Origin of the sequence: Rubrivivax albus, assembly GCF_004016515.1 — a bacterium.
Classification (GTDB): domain Bacteria; phylum Pseudomonadota; class Gammaproteobacteria; order Burkholderiales; family Burkholderiaceae_C; genus Rubrivivax; species Rubrivivax albus.
The window spans coordinates 372,083-389,998 of record NZ_SACT01000002.1 but is presented as its reverse complement, the minus strand read 5'-3'; the positions used below and the strand labels follow the sequence as shown (position 1 = coordinate 389,998).

General features: G+C 69.9%; 17 protein-coding genes and 1 tRNA gene. 12 read left to right on the top strand and 6 right to left on the bottom strand.

Annotation, left to right across the window (positions count from 1 at the left end; all coding sequences use genetic code 11):
• Nucleotides 1–6: 6 nt before the first annotated feature.
• From ENE75_RS08025 to rsmB, 6 genes are all read right to left on the bottom strand, one after another.
• A complete protein-coding gene (locus ENE75_RS08025; RefSeq protein ID WP_128197621.1) occupies nucleotides 7–918 on the bottom strand; it encodes an aldo/keto reductase in 912 nt (303 codons plus the stop codon).
• Between the two features lie 161 nt (nucleotides 919–1,079).
• Nucleotides 1,080–1,155 (bottom strand) — tRNA-Phe (locus ENE75_RS08020).
• A 10-nt stretch (nucleotides 1,156–1,165) separates the two neighbouring features.
• Nucleotides 1,166–1,867 carry a response regulator gene (locus ENE75_RS08015; RefSeq protein ID WP_128197619.1) on the bottom strand — a complete coding sequence of 234 codons (702 nt, stop codon included), beginning with the start codon at nucleotides 1,865–1,867 and terminating at the stop codon, nucleotides 1,166–1,168.
• A 15-nt stretch (nucleotides 1,868–1,882) separates the two neighbouring features.
• On the bottom strand, nucleotides 1,883–4,192 hold the full coding sequence (locus ENE75_RS08010; RefSeq protein ID WP_128197616.1) for a sensor histidine kinase: 2,310 nt from the start codon (nucleotides 4,190–4,192) through the stop codon (nucleotides 1,883–1,885).
• Complete coding sequence (locus tag ENE75_RS08005) at nucleotides 4,189–4,749, bottom strand: DUF4390 domain-containing protein (protein ID WP_128197614.1); 561 nt, start codon at nucleotides 4,747–4,749, stop codon at nucleotides 4,189–4,191. The genes ENE75_RS08010 and ENE75_RS08005 overlap by 4 nt, the downstream gene beginning before the upstream one ends.
• Nucleotides 4,750–4,756: 7 nt before the next feature.
• On the bottom strand, nucleotides 4,757–6,088 hold the full coding sequence (gene rsmB, locus ENE75_RS08000) for a 16S rRNA (cytosine(967)-C(5))-methyltransferase RsmB (protein WP_128197612.1): 1,332 nt from the start codon (nucleotides 6,086–6,088) through the stop codon (nucleotides 4,757–4,759).
• Between the two features lie 76 nt (nucleotides 6,089–6,164).
• Here rsmB and folE point away from each other — a divergent pair, with 76 nt between their 5' ends.
• From folE to ENE75_RS07940, 12 genes are all read left to right on the top strand, one after another.
• Nucleotides 6,165–6,923, top strand: coding sequence for a GTP cyclohydrolase I (folE, locus tag ENE75_RS07995; protein ID WP_128197609.1), 759 nt, complete (start codon nucleotides 6,165–6,167; stop codon nucleotides 6,921–6,923).
• Between the two features lie 14 nt (nucleotides 6,924–6,937).
• On the top strand, nucleotides 6,938–7,363 hold the full coding sequence (locus tag ENE75_RS07990; protein ID WP_128197607.1) for a BLUF domain-containing protein: 426 nt from the start codon (nucleotides 6,938–6,940) through the stop codon (nucleotides 7,361–7,363).
• Nucleotides 7,364–7,519: 156 nt separating this feature from the next.
• Complete coding sequence (gene soxC, locus ENE75_RS07985) at nucleotides 7,520–8,896, top strand: sulfite dehydrogenase (RefSeq protein ID WP_128197604.1); 1,377 nt, start codon at nucleotides 7,520–7,522, stop codon at nucleotides 8,894–8,896.
• Entirely contained in the window at nucleotides 8,880–9,938 is a 1,059-nt protein-coding gene (locus tag ENE75_RS07980) for a c-type cytochrome (protein WP_128197602.1), read from the top strand. Before soxC ends, ENE75_RS07980 begins: the two co-directional genes overlap by 17 nt.
• Nucleotides 9,939–10,054: 116 nt before the next feature.
• A complete protein-coding gene (gene soxY, locus ENE75_RS07975) occupies nucleotides 10,055–10,513 on the top strand; it encodes a thiosulfate oxidation carrier protein SoxY (protein WP_128197600.1) in 459 nt (152 codons plus the stop codon).
• Between the two features lie 73 nt (nucleotides 10,514–10,586).
• Entirely contained in the window at nucleotides 10,587–10,898 is a 312-nt protein-coding gene (gene soxZ / locus ENE75_RS07970; RefSeq protein WP_128197598.1) for a thiosulfate oxidation carrier complex protein SoxZ, read from the top strand.
• 48 nt (nucleotides 10,899–10,946) lie between these two features.
• Nucleotides 10,947–11,750 carry a sulfur oxidation c-type cytochrome SoxA gene (gene soxA / locus ENE75_RS07965; RefSeq protein WP_128197596.1) on the top strand — a complete coding sequence of 268 codons (804 nt, stop codon included), beginning with the start codon at nucleotides 10,947–10,949 and terminating at the stop codon, nucleotides 11,748–11,750.
• Nucleotides 11,751–11,766: 16 nt separating this feature from the next.
• Nucleotides 11,767–12,420, top strand: coding sequence for a sulfur oxidation c-type cytochrome SoxX (gene soxX / locus ENE75_RS07960; protein ID WP_128197593.1), 654 nt, complete (start codon nucleotides 11,767–11,769; stop codon nucleotides 12,418–12,420).
• A 60-nt stretch (nucleotides 12,421–12,480) separates the two neighbouring features.
• Nucleotides 12,481–14,220, top strand: a complete 1,740-nt coding sequence (soxB, locus tag ENE75_RS07955; RefSeq protein ID WP_128197591.1) for a thiosulfohydrolase SoxB — start codon at nucleotides 12,481–12,483, stop codon at nucleotides 14,218–14,220.
• A 32-nt stretch (nucleotides 14,221–14,252) separates the two neighbouring features.
• A complete protein-coding gene (locus tag ENE75_RS07950) occupies nucleotides 14,253–14,663 on the top strand; it encodes a DsrE family protein (RefSeq protein ID WP_128197588.1) in 411 nt (136 codons plus the stop codon).
• 88 nt (nucleotides 14,664–14,751) lie between these two features.
• Entirely contained in the window at nucleotides 14,752–15,867 is a 1,116-nt protein-coding gene (locus ENE75_RS07945) for a YeeE/YedE family protein (protein ID WP_128197586.1), read from the top strand.
• A gap of 71 nt (nucleotides 15,868–15,938) precedes the next feature.
• Nucleotides 15,939–17,915: an acetoacetate--CoA ligase gene (locus ENE75_RS07940; protein ID WP_128197583.1), complete on the top strand. Its 1,977-nt coding sequence runs from the start codon at nucleotides 15,939–15,941 to the stop codon at nucleotides 17,913–17,915.
• Nucleotide 17,916: the final 1 nt, after the last annotated feature.

Sequence of the window (17,916 nt, the reverse complement as noted above, 5' to 3'; positions counted from 1 at the left end):
GTGCCGTCAGAGCGCCGCAATGGTCGACGCGATGCGACGGCGCATGGCCGCGTCCGGCAGCGGGCCCAAGGCCGCGCCCAGGTTTTGGCGCACGTGGGCCACCTGGGTCGTGGCCGGGATCACGCAGGTCACGGCCGGGTGCGCCAGGATCCACTTCAGCACCAGCTGCGCCCAGCCATCGCAGCCGAGTTCGGCCGCCCAGCCGGGCACCGGGTGGCGGTTCAGCGTGTCGATCAGCGCACCCTGGCGGAACGGCCGGTTGACCAGCACCGCGATGCCGCGGTCCTGCGCCAGCGGCAGCAGGCGGGTCTCGGCCTCGCGGTCCAGCGGGTTGTAGGTGAGCTGCACGACGTCGACCGGCTGCGTGCGCAGCAGGCGTTCGAGCGTGTCGTGCCGTCGCCCTTCGCTGGTGGACAGGCCCACATGGCGGATCCGGCCCTCGGACTTCATGGCGGCCAGCGTCTGCAGGTGCGGTTCCCAGGCCAGCAGGTTGTGCACCTGCACCAGGTCCAACCGCGGCAGCTGCCACAGGCGGCGTGTGGCCTCGATCTGCGCCGGGCCGCGGCCACCGTCACCGGTCCAGACCTTGTCGGCCGCGAACACACGGCCGGCCATGCCGAGGCGCGCGAGGCCCTCGCCGATCACCGACTGGGACGAGCCGTACATCGGCGAGCTGTCGATCACCCGCCCGCCGGCGTCGAAGAAGGCCCGCATCACGTCGGCGCAGGCGGCGCGCGCGGCCGGGTCGGTGCCGACGTTGAAGGTGATCCAGCTGCCCAGGCCGACGGCGGGCAGGCGTTCGCCGCTGGACGGGATGGGGCGGGTGAGGACGTCGGCGGCCCGGGTTGGACCCGCCATGGCGCACAGCGCGGCCGTGCCGGCGAGCCAGCGGCGGCGGTCGAGATGAGCCGGGTTCATGCCCAGCAGGCTAGCGCAAGCGCTGGCTGCGGCCGGCTCTGGGCGCGATGACCCCCAATGCCGTGCGGGCTCGCATCTGGCCTGTCGGGGTGACAGGCCGCCGCCGATTCAAGGCACCCCAAACAGAAACGCCCAACCGGTGTGGGTTGGGCGTTGGATCTTGGTGGCCTGGGGCGGAATCGAACCACCGACACGCGGATTTTCAATCCGCTGCTCTACCAACTGAGCTACCAGGCCGAGCCCGCCATTATAGCCCACCGCGCTTGTTGCGCGTCAGGTCCACGCCCAACTGCTTGAGCTTGCGGTAGAGGTGGGTGCGCTCCAGCCCGGTCTTTTCGGCCACGCGGGTCATGCTGCCGCCTTCCTTGGCCAGGTGGAACTCGAAGTAGCTCTTCTCGAAGGCGTCGCGGGCTTCGCGCAGCGGGCGGTCGAGGTCGAAGCTCTGCTGGGGCTGCGGACCGGCCGGTGGCGCCACCGGCAGCGGCAGGCCGCCGGGCAGGCTGGACACCGACATGGTGCCAGGCACGCCAGGCAGCCCACCCCCACCCGGCACGTGTTCGGCTGCTGGCGCCCCGTTGCGCTGCCCCGGCCGGGCGAGGCCCTGCTCCACGGCGCGCAGCAGCTTCTGCAGCGTGATGGGCTTTTCCAGGAAGGCCAGGGCGCCGAACTTGGTGGCCTCCACCGCGGTGTCGATGGTGCCGTGCCCGCTCATCATGATCACCGGCATCGTCAGCAGTCCGCTGGCGCCCCATTCCTTGAGCAGCGTGATGCCGTCGACGTCGGGCATCCAGATGTCCAGCAGCACCAGGTCGGGCTTCATGCGCTCGCGCACGGCGCGCGCCTGGGCGGCGTTTTCCGCGAGTTCGACGGTGTGACCCTCGTCGGTCAGGATCTCCGAGAGCAGGGCGCGGATGCCCAGCTCGTCGTCGACTACAAGAATGATGGCCATCCGTCGGTGGTGGTCTCAGTGCGCCTGGCGGGCGGCATCGCGCGATGCATCGCCCGCCACGGGGCCCGGTTCCGCGGCAGGCGGCCCGGGCAGGAAATCGGAAAATGATAGCGAAACCCGCGCGCCGACCACAGGGGCGTCCGGATCGTCGCCCGCGTGCACGTTGGCCACGCGCAGCCGGGCCCGGTGTTCGTCGGCGATCTTCTTGACCACGGCCAGGCCCAGGCCGGTGCCCTTGGCCTTGGTGGTGACGTAGGGTTCGAAGGCGCGTCTGAGCACGTGTTCGGCGAAGCCGGGGCCGTTGTCCAGCACGGTCAGGCGCACGGCGCGCAGGGCGCCGTCCTCGCCGCGGGCGGCGGCGGTGTGCACGCTCACGTGGCCGTCGGGCCGGTCGACCACGGCGTCCAGACCGTTCTGCACCAGGTTGTGGATGACCTGGCGCAGCTGCGTCGTGTCGCCCTGGATGTCGGGCAGGCCCCCGGCCAGGTCCACCGTCAGGCGGCCGTGTTCGCTGGCGTCGCCGTACAGGGCCAGCACCTCGGTGACCAGGGCATTGAGCGACAGTGGCTGCGGGCGGGCCGCCGGTAGGCGGGCGTAGTCGCGGAACTCGTTGACCAGCTGCTGCATGGCCTGCACCTGGCTGACGATGGTGGCCACCGAGCGCGTCAGCAGGGCCTCGTCGGCGCCTTGCAGCTTGGCCGCGAGCTTGTGCTGCAGGCGCTCGGCCGACAGCTGGATCGGCGTCAGCGGGTTCTTGATCTCGTGGGCCAGGCGCCGGGCGACCTCGGCCCAGGCCTGGGCGCGCTGCGCGGAGACGACCTCGGTGATGTCGTCGAAAACCAGCAGCCGGGCATCGCCGGGCAGCGTGGCGCCGCGCAGCACCAGGGTCTGCAGCGCGGCCTGCGCATCCGGGCCGCCGCGGCGTTCCAGGGCGTCCTGCCAGTGCTCGCGCTCGCCGGCCTCGGGGCTGGTGACCAGCAGCTCGAAGCGCTGCTCCACCAGCTTGGCGAAGTCCTGCAGCTCCGGCCGCTCGGCCAGCTTCTGGCCGCGCCAGGCCGACAGCGGCAGGCGCAGGATGCGCGTGGCGCCGGGGTTGACGGCGTCGATGCGGCCTTCGCGGTCGAAGAGGATGACGCCGGCGGTCAGGTTGTCCAGGATGGTCTGCAGCCGGGTGCGCGCGCGCTCCAGCTGACCCACGCCGCGCTGCACCTGGGCGCGCGCGTCGGCCAGCTGCTGTGTCATGTCGGCGAAGCTGCGCGTGAGGCCGCCGAGCTCGTCGTTGCTGGCGAACACGGGCTTGGCCGTCAGGTCGCCGGCGGCCACCTGACGCACGCCATCGGCCAGCAGTAGCAGCGGCTTGACGAGCTGGATGCCCAGCAGCAGCGCCAGCAGCACGGCACCGAAGACGGCCAGCACCAGGGCCAGCGTGAGCGTGCCGATGTACATGCGCCGCAGGCCATCGCGGGCCAGCGCGCGCTGCTGGTACTCGCTGTAGGCCGCCTGCACGGCCAGCGCATTGGTGGCCAGCGCACGCGGCAGCGGCACGGTCACCAGCAGGTACTGCTGCTCGCCGCCACGCAGGCTGATCTCGCTGCTGGGCAACGGCACCAGGGCGCGCACGCGCGGCCCGGCGAGGGCGGAGGGCGCGAGCGATTCCTCGTCCAGGCCGTCGATCTGCGCACCGACACCGGCGCTGCGCACCTGCCGCAGCAGCGTGGCGCTCGGACGTTCCGGGGCGATGGCGTCAGGGCTGCCACCGGCGGTGGCCACCACCTGCCCGCCGGCGTTGACCACCGACACCTCGCGTGCGGCCAACTGCTCGCGCAGCCGCTCCAGCGCCAGCGGCAGGGTGCTGCCGCGGGCATCGGCCAGGCGCTCGGCGGCCAGCTGGGTCTTGTTGGCCACGTCGGCGCTCAACGCTTCCAGCGTGCTGCGCCCCAGGCCCAGGCCGGCGTCCAGCGCACCGGCCACGCGCACGTCGAACCAGGCCTCGATGCTGCGCGAGACGAACTGGTAGGACACGGTGTAGATCAGCACGCCGGGCAGCAGCCCGACGAGCGCGAAGATGCCCGCCAGCTTGATCAGCAGCCGGGTGCCGAACTTGCCGCGCTGCAGCCGCACTGCCAGTCGCAGCGCGGCGGAGACGAGCACCAGCAGCAGCAGCGCGGCCACCGCGGCATTCACCCAGAAGAGCCAGACGAAGTGCTTCTCGTAGAAGGTGCCGCCGCGCGTGGCCAGCGACAGCACGAAGGCCAGCACCAGCGCCACGCCGGTGACGGCCACCAGCGACACGAACCAGGTCCAGCGCAGCGACTTGCTGGTCACGACGCCGGCACCTTCAGCTCACGCTCGACGCGCAGCACCCAGTCCGACGCGCCGGGCAGGCCGATCTGCATCGGCCGCGGCAGGCGCTCGGTGTCCAGCGCGTAGGCGAACTCGACGTAATCACCGTCGGGCGCCAACTGCGACAGCTCGCACACCGGCCAGCCGGCGCTGGCCGACAGCGAGGCCAGCGCCTCGGGCAGGGTGTCATGGTTCTGCGACAAGGCACCCAGGCTGACGCGCCAGGTGGCCGTCAGCGGCTGGAAGGCCAGGCGCCAGGTCCGGCGAACGCGGGCGATGCGGGCGTCGCGCCAGTACCAACGGCTGCGGCGCACGGTGGCCGAGGCCACGAAGTACATCGGCACGCCGCGCTGCAGCGCGTCTTCCACCGCCCGCGGCAGCTGCAGGCGCACGGCGAAGTCCAGCAGCAGGGCGCCGTCGCCACGGCTGAGCTGCAGATTCGACAGTGACGCCGCCTGCGCCCAGGCCGTGCGCGGCACCACCCCACCGAGCCACCAGGGCCCGAGCAGCAGGCCGTGCAGCATGTGGCGGCGGCGCATGGCGGGGTCAGGTCTTGTGCAACAGGGCGTAGAAGAAGCCGTCTTCCGGCGCTGCACCATTGTCGGCCAGGGACAGGAGGTGTCCCGGCGCCGTGGGGTCTCGTGTCACTTCCTCCGCGCCGTGGCGTTGCAAAAACGCGTCGATCTGCTGGCTGCCCTCGGCCTTGAACACCGAGCAGGTGGCGTAGAGCAGCCGCCCGCCGGGGGCCAGCAGCGGCCACAGCGCGTCCAGCAGCCGGGCCTGGATGCGCACGAGGTTGTGCACGTCGTCGGGCCGGCGCAGCCAGCGCACGTCGGGGTGCCGGCGCACGATGCCCGAGGCGGTGCACGGGGCGTCGAGCAGGATGGCGTCGAACGGCCGGCCGTCCCACCAGCGCGCGGTCTCGGCCGCATCGTCGGCCACCAGGCGCACGTTCGGGCCGGCCAAGTGCAGACGCGCCAGGGTGTCCTGCACACGCGTCAGGCGGTGCGGGTCGCTGTCCAGCGCCTGCAGCTCGAGGTCGGGGCGCATCTCCAGCAGGTGCGCCGTCTTGCCGCCCGGGGCGGCACACGCGTCGAGCACGCGGGCACCCTGGGGCAGCGCCGTGCCGCTCAGCAGCAGTGGCGCTGCGCGCTGCGCGGCCGCATCCTGCACCGAGACGTCGCCGGCGGCGAACCCGGGCAGGGCCTGCACGGGGCTGGGCCGCGCCAGCATCACGGTGTGGCCGCCATAGCCGGGCTCGCCCGGGTCGGCCAGCGAACGGGCGGCAATGCCGGCGGCGGCCAGGCGGTCGAGGTAGGTCGCCGCGTCGAGCCGCCGGGCATTGACGCGCAGCGTCATCGGCGGGTGCCGGTTGGCCTGCTGCAGCAGCGGCTGCCACTGGGCCGGCCAGTCCTGGCGGATGCGCTCGATCCACCACGCCGGGTGCCCGTAGGCGGCCTCGGGCTGGTGCATGGCCTGGGCGACGAGGGCAGCACGCTCGCGCACGAAACGGCGCAGCACGGCGTTGATGAAGCCGGCGGCCGCCGGGGTGCGGTGGCGCGCGCTGGCCACGGCCTGGTCGACCAGCGTGTGGTCGGGGTAGGGCGGCTCGTCGCCGGTGGGCCACAGCAGGGCCAGGGCGCTGACCAGCAGCGCATCGACGTTCGGTGGCGGCGTCTTGGGCACGCAGATGGCGCGCACCGCCTGCGCCCCGCCCAGCCAGCGCAGCACGTGGAAGCTCAGCGCCTGCACGCCGGGGCGCGCGTCGGCCGGCACGCGGGCCAGCTGGTCGTTGAGCGACCGGCCGGCCTGCACCGCCTGCACGGCGTCGGCGGTCAGGTCCAGCAGGCGCTGCAGCGGGGGCGAAGTGGCATGCACGCAGGCAGTCTAGCCCCTGCGCGCCCGCGGTCCGGCGTCTGCCGGCAGAATGGAGCAAAGCCTGATGGAGCCGGACATGAGCAGCAAGCCCAACCTGAAGAAGGTGCCCGAGCCGCCGCCGCGGATCTTCCGCAGCGAGGAGGAACTGGCCGCGCTGCCGGTGTCCGAGCGTGTGCGCTACCGGCTGGTGTCCGCCGGCCGGCGCTTCCACGCCAACGACAACATCGCCGATTTCGTGCACGACGGCGAGCTCGACGAGCTCAAGGCCGAGGTGCAGCAGAAGATGCAGGCGTTGCTGGAATCGCTGGTCATCGACACCGAGAGCGACCACAACACGAACGAGACCGCCAAGCGGGTGGCCAAGATGTACGTCGAAGAGGTCTTCCGCGGCCGCTTCCACCCGGTGCCGTCGGTCACCGAGTTCCCGAACGCCGAGCGCCTGAACGAACTGATGATCGTCGGCCCGATCACCGTGCGCAGCGCCTGCAGCCACCATTTGTGTCCGATCTTCGGCAAGGTCTGGATCGGGCTGCTGCCTAACGAGCACAGCAACCTGATCGGCCTGAGCAAGTACGCCCGCATCTGCGACTGGATCATGAGCCGGCCGCAGATCCAGGAGGAGGCGGTGACGATGCTGGCCAACGAACTGCAGGAGCGCGTGCAGCCCGACGGCCTGGCCATCGTGATGGAGGCCGACCACTTCTGCATGCACTGGCGCGGCGTGAAGGACACCGACAGCGCCATGGTCAACAGCGTGATGCGTGGCGCCTTCCTGAAGGATGCCAACCTGAGGCGCGAGTTCCTTGCGCTGCTGCCCCGCAAGACCGCGGGCTGAACGGAGGTTCGAACATGCTCGTGCGCCTGATGTACGCCAGCCGGGCCGTCGACGGCACCGGCACCGACGAATTGCTGGCCATCCTGCGCCAGTCCAAGACCCGCAACCCGGAGATCGGCATCACCGGCGTGCTGTGCTTCTCCGAGGGCATCTTCCTGCAGGTGCTCGAAGGCGGGCGCAGCGCGGTCAACCGCCTGTACAACCGCATCGCGGCCGACCCGCGGCACACGCAGGTGGAACTGCTGAGCTACCAGGAGATCGGGGAACGCCGCTTCGCCGGCTGGTCGATGGGCCAGGTCAACATGGCGCGGCTGAACCGGGCGCTGCTGCTGAAGTACTCCGAGACGGCCACGCTGGACCCCTACGCCGTCTCCGGCGCGGTGTCGATGGCGCTGTTCGAGGAACTGGTGGCCACGGCCTCCATCGTCGGCCAGCCCTGAGCAGGGGCTTCGGCGTCTGGCGCTGCGGCCTGACCGGCCGCTGACGTCCGACGGCCCGTTGGGGTTCGTGTAAACCCCAGTACCTGCCGGTTGATCTGCAGTTATATTAGTACCTGCTTATATCCGCATAGACAAACGCTTCGCTGAGGGGGCACCTTGTCCGATCCGATTATCCCTTCCGGCCGCCTGCGCAAGGCGCCCGAGAACTTCCTGGACCGTGACGGCGTCGGTGCCGTCTGGCGCGAGGCCAAGGCCGGCCGCCGCGATTTCATCCGCAAGGCCTTTGCGACGGCGGCGGCCGGCGCGGCCGGCGGCGCGGCCCTGGCGCAGTCCAACCCGGTGCCCACCGAGGGCGGCGACCCCAACATCCTGAACCTGCCGGCGCACACCACCGGGCTGGGGCAGCCGGTGGTCACGGATGGCTACGGGAAGCCGTCGCAGTACGAGGCGAACGTGCAGCGCCGACAGAGCCCGGGCCTGACGCAGACGGCGCAGGCCAGCGTGAGCTTCGCGCCGCTGCAGAGCCTGTTCGGCATCGTCACGCCCAGCGGCCTGCATTTCGAGCGCCACCACCAGGGCTGGTGGGACGTGGACCCCAGCAAGCACCGGCTGATGGTCAACGGCTCGGACGAGAAGATGGTGAAGTCGCCCAAGGTCTTCACGATGGACGAGATCATGCGGCTGCCCAGCGTCAGCCGCTTCCACTTCATCGAGTGCGGCGCCAACAGCGGCATGGAGTGGGGCAACGTAGCCGTGCCCACCGTGCAGTACACGCACGGCATGATCAGCTGCAGCGAGTTCACCGGCGTGCCGCTGAAGATCATCCTCGACCTCTGCGGCGTCGACACCAAGCGCGGCCGCTACATCCTGGCCGAGGGCGCCGACGGCTCCAGCATGACGCGCACCATCCCGATGGAGATGGTGGAGGACGGCTCGGTGCTCGTGGCCTACGGCCAGAACGGCGAGATGCTGCGCCCGGAGAACGGCTACCCGCTGCGCCTGGTGGTGCCGGGCGTGCAGGGCGTGAGCTGGGTCAAGTACCTGCGGCGCATCGAGGTGGGCGACAAGCCCTACGCCGCCAAGGACGAGGCGGTGCACTACATCGACCTGATGCCCGGCGGCCTGCACCGCCAGTACACAAGCATCCAGGAGTGCAAGAGCGTGGTCACCACGCCGTCGGGCGGCCAGGTGCTGCTGGACAAGGGCTTCTTCAACATCAGCGGCCTGGCGTGGAGCGGTCGCGGCAAGATCAAGCGGGTGGACGTCTCGGTCGACGGCGGGCGCAACTGGCGCACCGCGCGCCTGGAGACGCCGGTGCTCGACCGCAGCCTCACGCGCTTCAACATCGACTGGGTCTGGGACGGCAAACCGGCGCTGATCCAGAGCCGCGCGACGGATGAGAGCGGCTACGTGCAGCCCACCTACGGCGAGCTGCGCAAGGTGCGCGGCACGCGCTCGATCTATCACAACCATTCGATCCAGACCTGGCTGGTGCAGGAGAGCGGGGAGGTCAAGAATGTCCAGCTCAGTTAAGACGCTGTTCACCGTCGTGGCGCTGGTGGCGGCCGGCGCGGCCGCCGCGCAGACCTACCCCGGCATCGGCCGCCCGGCCACGGCCAAGGAGATCGCGGCCTGGGACATCGATGTCCGCCCTGATTTCAAGGGCCTGCCCAAGGGCTCCGGCTCCGCCGAGAAGGGCATGGAGATCTGGGAGGGCAAGTGCGCGTCCTGCCACGGCATCTTCGGCGAGAGCAACGAGGTCTTCTCGCCGCTGGTCGGCGGCACCACGGCGGAGGACGTCAAGACCGGCCGGGTGGCGCGCCTGAACGACGTCACCTTCCCCGGCCGCACCACGCTGATGAAGGTGCCCACCGTCTCGACGCTGTGGGACTACATCAACCGCGCCATGCCGTGGAACGCGCCGAAGTCGTTGACCACGGAAGAGGTCTACGCCGTCACGGCCTACCTGCTCAGCATGGCCGGCGTGGTGCCCGACAACTTCGTGATGTCCGACGCCAACATCGCGGAGGTGCAGGCGCGCATGCCCAACCGCAACGGCATGACCACCGACCACCACCTGTGGCCGGGCAAGAGCATGGGCGGCAAGCCCAACGACGTCAAGAGCGTGGCCTGCATGAAGAACTGCGCCGGCGAGCCCAACGTGGCCTCGTTCCTGCCGGACTTCGCGCGCAATGCCCACGGCAACCTGGCCGAGCAGAATCGCATGGTGGGTGCGCAGCTCGGCGCCGACACCACGCGCCCGCCGGGAGCGGCGCCGGTGGCCCCGGCCGCGCCGGTGCCCGCCGCGCCCAAGGCCGGCGGCGCGCCGACGGCGCTGCTGGCGCAGCGCACCTGCACCGCCTGCCACGGCATGGACACCAAGCTGGTGGGCCCGGGCTTCGCCGAGATCGCGCGCAAGTACGCCGACCGTGCGGACCGCGAGGCCTACCTGGCCGGCAAGATCGTCGCCGGTGGCTCGGGTGTGTGGGGCGCGATCCCGATGCCCCCACAAACCCTGCCGCCCGAAGAGGTCAAGACCATCGCCGCGTGGTTGGCCGCCGGCGCCCCGAAGTAAGCTGCGACCCCCGTCGCGAATCCCCGCCGGCGTACCCTGTGAGGGTATGTCCGGTTTCCGCCACCGTCAGGATGGCGGATCATTGAGTCAGGCATTGCTTATATAAGGAGCAAACGATGCAAACACGTCGAGAGGTGCTGGGTCACAGCGCCAAGGTTGCCGGCCTGATGGCCGCCGCCGGCCTGTTGCCGGCCGCTGCCCAGGCGGCGTGGAACGAGGCCGCGTTCAAGGGCAAGACCATGGCCGAGGTTGTGGCCGCCATGGGCGGCTCTGCGCCGGCCGAGAGCAAGGACGTCACCATCACCGGCCCGGACATCGCCGAGAACGGCGCCGTGGTGCCGGTGGGCGCGTCGAGCACGTTGCCGGGCGTCAAGCGCCTGATGCTGCTGGTGGAGAAGAACCCCAGCGCGCTGGCAGCCAGCTTCGACATCACCGACAAGGTTGACGCCAGCGTGTCCACCCGCGTCAAGATGGGTCAGTCGTCCAACGTGTACGCGGTGGCGATGCTGGCCGACGGCAAGGTGGCCTACGCGGTCAAGGAAATCAAGGTCACGCTGGGGGGCTGTGGCGGTTGATGTCCTCGGGCTCCGCGAGCCCAAGTCACGACATCCCGTACATCCCGTTCCGCACTGAATTCAGGAGATTGACATGGCAGACCCGATGCGCATCCGCGCCAAGGCCGAAGGCAACGTGGCCACCGTCCGTGTGCTGATGAGCCACGAGATGGAAACCGGCCAGCGCAAGGACTCGAGCGGCAAGGTGATCCCGGCCTGGTTCATCCAGGAAGTCACCGTCGCCCACAACGGCGCCACCGTGATGCGCGCCGAGTGGGGTCCCTCGGTGTCCAAGAACCCGTTCATGCAGATGGCCGTCAAGGGCGCCAAGGCCGGCGACAAGATCACCATCAGCTGGGTGGACAACAAGGGCGAAAAGCGTACCGACGAAGCCACCGTGTCCTGAGCACGGGGGTTCGCCGGCAGGTTGGAAAGACCAAGGAGACAAGCAACGATGAGACACGGACTCGCCTGGGGTGCGGTGGCGGTGCTGGCGCTGGCCGGCAACGCATTCGCGCAGGGGAAATCGGCCGCTGACGGCATCGCGGAGTACCGCAAGATGCTGGAGGACGGCAATCCGGCCGAGCTGTACGAGGCCAAGGGCGAGGACCTGTGGAAGAAGGCGCGCGGCCCAAAGAACGCGTCGCTCGAGAAGTGCGACCTGGGCCTCGGCCCTGGCATGGTCAAGGGTGTCTTCGTGAAGCTGCCGCGCTACTTTGCCGACACCGGCCGCGTGCAGGACCTCGAGGACCGGCTGGTCACCTGCATGGAGACGCTGCAGGGCCTCAACGGCGCCGAGATCCGAAAGACGGCTTTCGGCAAGGGCGAGATGGCCAACGTCACGGCGCTGGCCACCTGGGTGGCGTCGCTGTCGCGCGGCATGCGTTTCGACCTGCCGCAGGGGCACCCCGAAGAGCGCCGCATGTACGCCATGGGTGAGCGCGCGTTCTTCTACCAGGGTGGCCCGTACGACTTCTCGTGCGCCACCTGCCACGGCCAGGACGGTACCCGGATCCGCCTGCAGGACCTGCCCAACCTGACCAAGAACCCGGGTGACGGCATCGGCTTCGCGGCCTGGCCGGCCTACCGCGTCAGCAACGGCCAGATGTGGAGCATGCAGCTGCGCCTGAACGACTGCTATCGCCAGCAGCGCTTCCCGTACCCCGGCTTCGCGTCGGAGGTGACGTTTGCGCTGGCCACCTACATGGGGGTCAACGCCAAGGGGGCCGAGTCCATCGCGCCCGCGATCAAGCGCTGAGCGGGGGAAGCATCACATGAGCAAGAAGACGTGGAAGATCGCCGGTGGCACGGTCGCCGCGGTGCTGCTGCTGGCCGGCTGTGCCAGCGGCGGCGGCACCGGCGGCAGCCTGGACGCGCAGGTTCAGGCGATGATGAAGTCGTCGTTCCGTGACCAGGGCATCGCCAAGATGGACCGCTTAGACCAGGACCTGGGCCAGAAGGCCTGCTCGGTGCCCGGCGGCGCGCCGGCCGACGTGGCCAAGATGATCGAGGCGCAGAACCTGGCCACCGTGAAATGGCCCGCCGGCGGGCAGTATTTCGGCGACTTCAAGGCCGGCGAGAAGCTGGCGCAGAACGGCCGTGGCCTGGCGTGGAACAACAAGTCCACCGATCCCAAGGACAACGGCGGCAACTGCTACAACTGCCACCAGATCGACAACAAGGAGATCTCGTACGGCACCATCGGCCCGAGCCTGTGGAACTACGGGAAGATCCGCGGCGTCAAGGACGTGACCGACCCCCAGGTGGCGGCCATCGTCCAGTACACCTGGGGCAAGCTCTACAACAGCAAGGCCTACACGGCATGTTCCAACATGCCGCGGTTCGGCCACAAGGGCATCCTCAACGAAGGCCAGATCCGCGACCTGATGTCGCTGCTGCTGGACCCGCGCTCACCGGTCAACCAGTGACCCTGCAAGGGCCCGCCTCGGCGGGCTTTTTCAGCTTCCAAACATAAGCCGCTACTTATCATGAGTCTGAGCAAGCGAGAGTTCCTGCAAGTCTTGGCCGCCGGCAGCGTGGCCGGCATGGGCCTGGGGCGCTGGGCCGACGCCGATGCCGCCACCGCCGGCGAGGCGATGTACGACGTCAAGCCGCTGGGCAAAGGCCCCGGGCACGTCTCGCTGCTGCACATGACCGACTGCCACGCGCAGCTGCTGCCCATCCGCTTCCGCGAACCGAGCGTGAACCTGGGCATCGGCGACATGAAGGGCCAGATCCCGCACCTGGTGGGCGAGCACCTGCTGAAACTGGCCAAGGTGCCGGCCGGCACGCCGATGGCGCATGCCTACACCTACCTGGACTTCGAGGCTGCCTCGCGCCGCTACGGAAAGGTGGGCGGCTTCGCGCACCTGGCCACGCTGGTCAAGCGCATGAAGGCCAGCCGCCCCGGCGCGCTGCTGCTGGACGGCGGCGACACCTGGCAGGGCAGCGCCACCGCGCTGTGGACCAACGGCCAGGACATGGTCGACGCCTGCAAGGCGCTGACGGTGGATGTGATGACCGGCCACTGGGAATTCACGCTGGGCATGGACCGCGTGAAGGAGATCGTCGAGAAGGACTTCGCCGGCAAGGTCGATTTCGTCGCCCAGAACGTCAAGACCGCCGACTTTGGCGACCCGGTGTTCAAGCCCTACGTGATCCGCGAGATCGGCGGCGTGCCGGTGGCCATCGTCGGCCAGGCCTTCCCCTACACCCCCATCGCCAACCCGCGCTACATGGTGGCGGACTGGACCTTCGGCATCCAGGACGAGAACATGCAGAAGGTGGTGGACGAAGCGCGCAGCAAGGGCGCGCAGCTGGTCGTCGTGGTCAGCCACAACGGCATGGACGTGGACCTGAAGATGGCCAGCCGCGTGCGCGGCATCGACGCCATCTTCGGCGGCCACACGCACGACGGCGTGCCGGTGGCCGTGCCGGTGAAGAACGCCGGCGGCACCACGCTGGTGACCAACGCCGGCAGCAACGGCAAGTTCCTGGGCGTGATGGACTTCGAGGTCAAGGGCGGCAAGATCGCCCGCTGGCAGTACAAGCTGCTGCCGGTGTTCAGCGACATGCTGCCGGCCGATGCGGCGATGCAGGGCCTGATCACGAAGATCCGCGCGCCCTACGAGGCCAAGCTGGGCGAAAAGCTCGCCGTCACCGACGGCCTGCTCTACCGCCGCGGCAACTTCAACGGCAGCTGGGACCAGCTCATCTGCGACGCGCTGATGGAGGCGCAGGACGCGCAGATCGCCTTCTCGCCGGGATTCCGCTGGGGCACCAGCCTGCTGCCGGGCGACGTGATCACGCGCGAGCTGCTGATGGACCAGGTGGCCACCACCTACAGCTACGCCACCGTGACCGACATGCCCGGCTCGATGATCAAGACAGTGCTCGAGGACGTCTGCGACAACCTGTTCAACGCCGACCCCTACTACCAGCAGGGCGGCGACATGGTGCGCATCGGCGGCCTGACGTACGCGTGCGAGCCCGGCGCCGAGATGGGCAAGCGCATCCAGGACATGCGCCTGGGCGGCAAGCCCATCGAGGCCGACAAGACCTACAAGGTCGCCGGCTGGGCGCCGGTGTCGGAAGAAGCTGCCAAGGCCGGCAACAAGCAGGTCTGGGAGGTGATCGAACCCTGGCTCAAGGCCAAGGGCACGGTCAGCACACGCAAGCCCAACTTGCCGCGCCTGATTGGCGTGGATGGCAACCCCGGGCTGGCATAGTCGCGTTCATCCAAACCATCAGGAGACAGGACATGGTCAAGAAGCTCATCGCCGCCGCGCTGCTGGCCGGTGCCACCCTGGCCGCCCAGGGCCAGGACCTGGTCGTCTACCACATCGACAACGCGCAGGCGCAGGCCGTCAAGGGCCTGCGCAACATCCGCAACCACATGGACGTGGACCCCACGGCCAAGGTCACCGTGGTCACGCATGCCAACGGCGTGGACTTCCTGATGGAAGGCGCCAAGGACGAGAAGGCGGGCGAGTTCGCGCCGCTGGTGTCGGCCCTGGTGGCGCGCGGCGTGAAGTTCGAGATCTGCGAGATCACGCTCAAGAACCGCAACCTCAAGAAGGAGCAGTTCGTGCAGGACGCCGGCTTCACGCCGTCGGGCGTGGTGCGTCTGGCCAAGCTCCAGAAGGAAGGCGCGGCCTACATCAAGCCCTGACCACGGCCTGGTGCCGGTGCGCATCTGACGCGCATCAAGGTGCGACGACGCCGCGCGGGCTACGCTGTACCCTCTTAGGTATGGCAACATGAATCTCGTCCCGCTCATGGAATGGTTGGGTGAGCCCTGGACGCTGGGGCTCGGCGGCCTGCTGATCGGTGTGGCCTTCGGCTTCTTCGCCCAGCGCTCGCGCTTCTGCCTGCGCTCGGCGGTGATCGAGTTCGCACGTGGCCACCACGGCGGCAAGCTCACGGTGTGGCTGTTCGCCTTTGCCACCGCGGTCACGGCCACGCAGTTGCTGTCTCTGCTGGGTTGGTTCGACGCGGCCGATGCACGTCAGATCGCGGCGCGCGGCAGCCTGTCGGGCGCGGCCATCGGCGGCGCGCTGTTCGGCATGGGCATGATCCTGGCTCGCGGTTGCTCCAGCCGGTTGCTGGTGCTGGCGGCGCAGGGCAACCTGCGCTCGGTGATGTCGGGGCTGATCTTCGCCGTGGCGGCTCAGTCGGCGTGGACCGGCATGCTGTCCCCGTTGCGCGAGACCATCTCCGGCTGGTGGACGGTGGACGGCGGCCCGGCGCGCGACCTCATCGAGCGCACCGGCATCGGCCACGGCGGGGCCTTCGTCTTCGGCCTGGTCTGGCTGGGTGCGGCCATCGTCTGGGCGCGGCGGCAGAAGGTGCCGGCCTGGGGCTTTGGTGGCGCCATCGGCGTGGGCCTGGCCATTGCCGCGGCCTGGTGGTTCACCTACAGCGTGGCCAGCCAGGGCTTCGACCCGCACCCGATCCAGGCGCTGAGCTTCACCGGCCCGTCGGCCGAGGTGCTCACGCGCGTGCTCTTCGTCAGCGACAAGCCGGCCAACTTCGACATGGGCCTGATGCCCGGCGTGGTGCTGGGTTCGTTCCTGGCCGCGGCGCTGTTCGGCGAGCTCAAGCTCGAGGGCTTCGAGGGCGGGCCGAGCATGCGCCGCTACATCGTCGGCGCCATCGCGATGGGCTTCGGCGGCATGACGGCCGGGGGCTGCGCTGTCGGCGCCGGACTCAGCGGCGCGGCGGTGTTCACGATGACCTCCTGGGTCACGCTGTGCGCGATGTGGGCCGCTGCGGCCATCACCGACCGCCTGGTCGACCAGCGGCCGGCAGGGTTGCTGGACCAGCCGATCGCCGGGCAGACCGCCGCCACGCCGCACCGCCCCGCGGCGGCCTGACGCGACCGCCGGGCCGAGTCGCCGGGCGGGCATACTGGCCCGCCAGAAGAACCCTCCAGGAGACCCGTGCGATGAGCGTGCAGCCCGGCCAGCTGATGTGGACCCCCACGCCGGCACAGCAGCAGGCCAGCCTGCTGCACCACTTCCAGCACTGGCTGCAGCAGCGGCACGGCGATCGATTCGACGACTACGAGGCGCTGTGGCGCTGGTCGGTGGCCGACCTGGACCGCTTCTGGCGCGACGTCTGGGATTACTTCGACATCCAGGCCGACGGCGACCCGTCGGTGGTGCTGGCGCGCCGCGAGATGCCCGGCGCGCAATGGTTCCCGAACGTGCGCCTGTCCTACGCGGAGCACGTCTTCCGCCGCGCCAGCGATGCTCGGCCGGCGCTGATCGTGCGGCGCGAGGACGCGCCGCCGCGCGAGGTCTCCTGGGCCGAGCTGCGGGAACAGGTCGGCGCCCTGGCGGCCTGGATGCGCGCGCAGGGGATCGAGGCGGGTGACCGCGTCGTCTCCTACCAGCCCAGCCGTGCCGAGACCGTGGTGGCGCTGCTGGCCTGCGCCAGCATCGGGACCATCTGGTCCAGCTGCGCGCCCGACATGGGCGCCACCGTGGTGCTCGACCGCTTCCGACAGATCGAGCCCAAGCTGCTGTTCGCTGGCGGCAGCACCACCTACGCCGGCAAGCGCCACGACCGTCGCGAGATCGTCGCCGAGCTGATCCGCGAGCTGCCCAGCCTGCAGGCCGTGGTGCACGTGCCGGCGCCGGACGAGGAGGCCGCACCGCCCTGGCCCGGCGCCGTGCGCTGGGCGGACGCCATCGGCACGCCGGCGCCGCTGCAGTTCACGCGCCTGCCCTTCGACCATCCGCTGTGGATCGTCTATTCCTCCGGCACCACCGGCCTGCCCAAGGCAATGGTGCATGGCCAGGGCGCCATCGTGCTCACGCACCTGAAGGCACTGGCCTTCCAGCACGACCTGCGCGAAGGCGACGTGATGCTCTACCTGGGCAGCCCGGGCTGGATCGTCTGGAACCTGCTGGTCGGCGGCCTGCTGATGGGCGCCACCGTGGTGCTGTTCGACGGGCACCCCGGCTACCCGACGCCGGACGCGGCCTGGCGCTTTGCTGCAGAACACAAGGTCACGCTGTTCGGCTGCGGTGCGGCCTTCCTGCTGCAGGCGATGAAGGATGGGCTGGAGCCTGGCCGCGACCTGGATCTGTCGGCCATGCGCGCGCTGGTGTCCACCGGTTCGCCGCTACCCGAGGACGCCTACGGCTGGGCCTACCGGCATGTGAAGCCCGACCTGTGGCTGGCGTCGATCAGCGGCGGCACCGACATCGCCGCCGGATTCGTCTCCAGCGCCGCGACGCTGCCGGTGCACGCGGGCGAGATCCAGTGCCGTGAGCTGGGCGTGGACGCCCACGCCTTCGACGAACAGGGCCGCGACGTGGTCGGCGAGGTGGGCGAACTCGTGATCACGCAGCCCATGCCGTCGATGCCGCTGTACTTCTGGAACGATCCGGACGGGAAACGCTATCGGGAGAGCTACTTCGAGATGTACCCGGGCCTCTGGCGCCACGGCGACTGGATCCGTTTCACCGAGCGCGGCAGTTCGGTGATCTACGGGCGCAGCGACACCACCATCAACCGCCACGGCATCCGCATGGGCACGGCCGAGATCTACCGCGTGGTGGAGGACCTGCCGGAGATTCGCGACAGCCTGGTCGTGGACCTGGAGTACCTGGGCAAGCCGTCGTTCATGCCGCTATTCGTGGTGCTGCAGCCCGGCGCCGAACTCGACGATGCACTGAAAGCGCGCATCCGCGATCGCATCCGAAAGGACGCCTCGCCACGCCACGTGCCCGACGACATCGTGCAGGTCCCGGAGATCCCGCGCACGCTCACCGGCAAGAAGATGGAACTGCCGGTGCGCAAGCTGCTGCTGGGGGCGGCGCCCGAGGCGGTGGCCAGCCCGGATGCGATGGCCAACCCGGGCAGCTTCGCCACCTACGTGGCCTACGCGCAGCGGCGGGCGACGGCGGCCTGAG

Coding starts and splice junctions, on each gene's coding strand:
- ENE75_RS08025 (WP_128197621.1), bottom strand. CDS start 918: ATGAACCCGGCTCATCTCGACCGCCGCCGCTGGCTCGCCGGCACGGCC.
- soxX (WP_128197593.1), top strand. CDS start 11,767: ATGAGCAAGAAGACGTGGAAGATCGCCGGTGGCACGGTCGCCGCGGTG.
- ENE75_RS07950 (WP_128197588.1), top strand. CDS start 14,253: ATGGTCAAGAAGCTCATCGCCGCCGCGCTGCTGGCCGGTGCCACCCTG.
- folE (WP_128197609.1), top strand. CDS start 6,165: ATGAGCAGCAAGCCCAACCTGAAGAAGGTGCCCGAGCCGCCGCCGCGG.
- ENE75_RS07980 (WP_128197602.1), top strand. CDS start 8,880: ATGTCCAGCTCAGTTAAGACGCTGTTCACCGTCGTGGCGCTGGTGGCG.
- ENE75_RS07990 (WP_128197607.1), top strand. CDS start 6,938: ATGCTCGTGCGCCTGATGTACGCCAGCCGGGCCGTCGACGGCACCGGC.
- soxB (WP_128197591.1), top strand. CDS start 12,481: ATGAGTCTGAGCAAGCGAGAGTTCCTGCAAGTCTTGGCCGCCGGCAGC.
- ENE75_RS07945 (WP_128197586.1), top strand. CDS start 14,752: ATGAATCTCGTCCCGCTCATGGAATGGTTGGGTGAGCCCTGGACGCTG.
- soxY (WP_128197600.1), top strand. CDS start 10,055: ATGCAAACACGTCGAGAGGTGCTGGGTCACAGCGCCAAGGTTGCCGGC.
- ENE75_RS07940 (WP_128197583.1), top strand. CDS start 15,939: ATGAGCGTGCAGCCCGGCCAGCTGATGTGGACCCCCACGCCGGCACAG.
- ENE75_RS08005 (WP_128197614.1), bottom strand. CDS start 4,749: ATGCGCCGCCGCCACATGCTGCACGGCCTGCTGCTCGGGCCCTGGTGG.
- soxA (WP_128197596.1), top strand. CDS start 10,947: ATGAGACACGGACTCGCCTGGGGTGCGGTGGCGGTGCTGGCGCTGGCC.
- soxZ (WP_128197598.1), top strand. CDS start 10,587: ATGGCAGACCCGATGCGCATCCGCGCCAAGGCCGAAGGCAACGTGGCC.
- ENE75_RS08015 (WP_128197619.1), bottom strand. CDS start 1,867: ATGGCCATCATTCTTGTAGTCGACGACGAGCTGGGCATCCGCGCCCTG.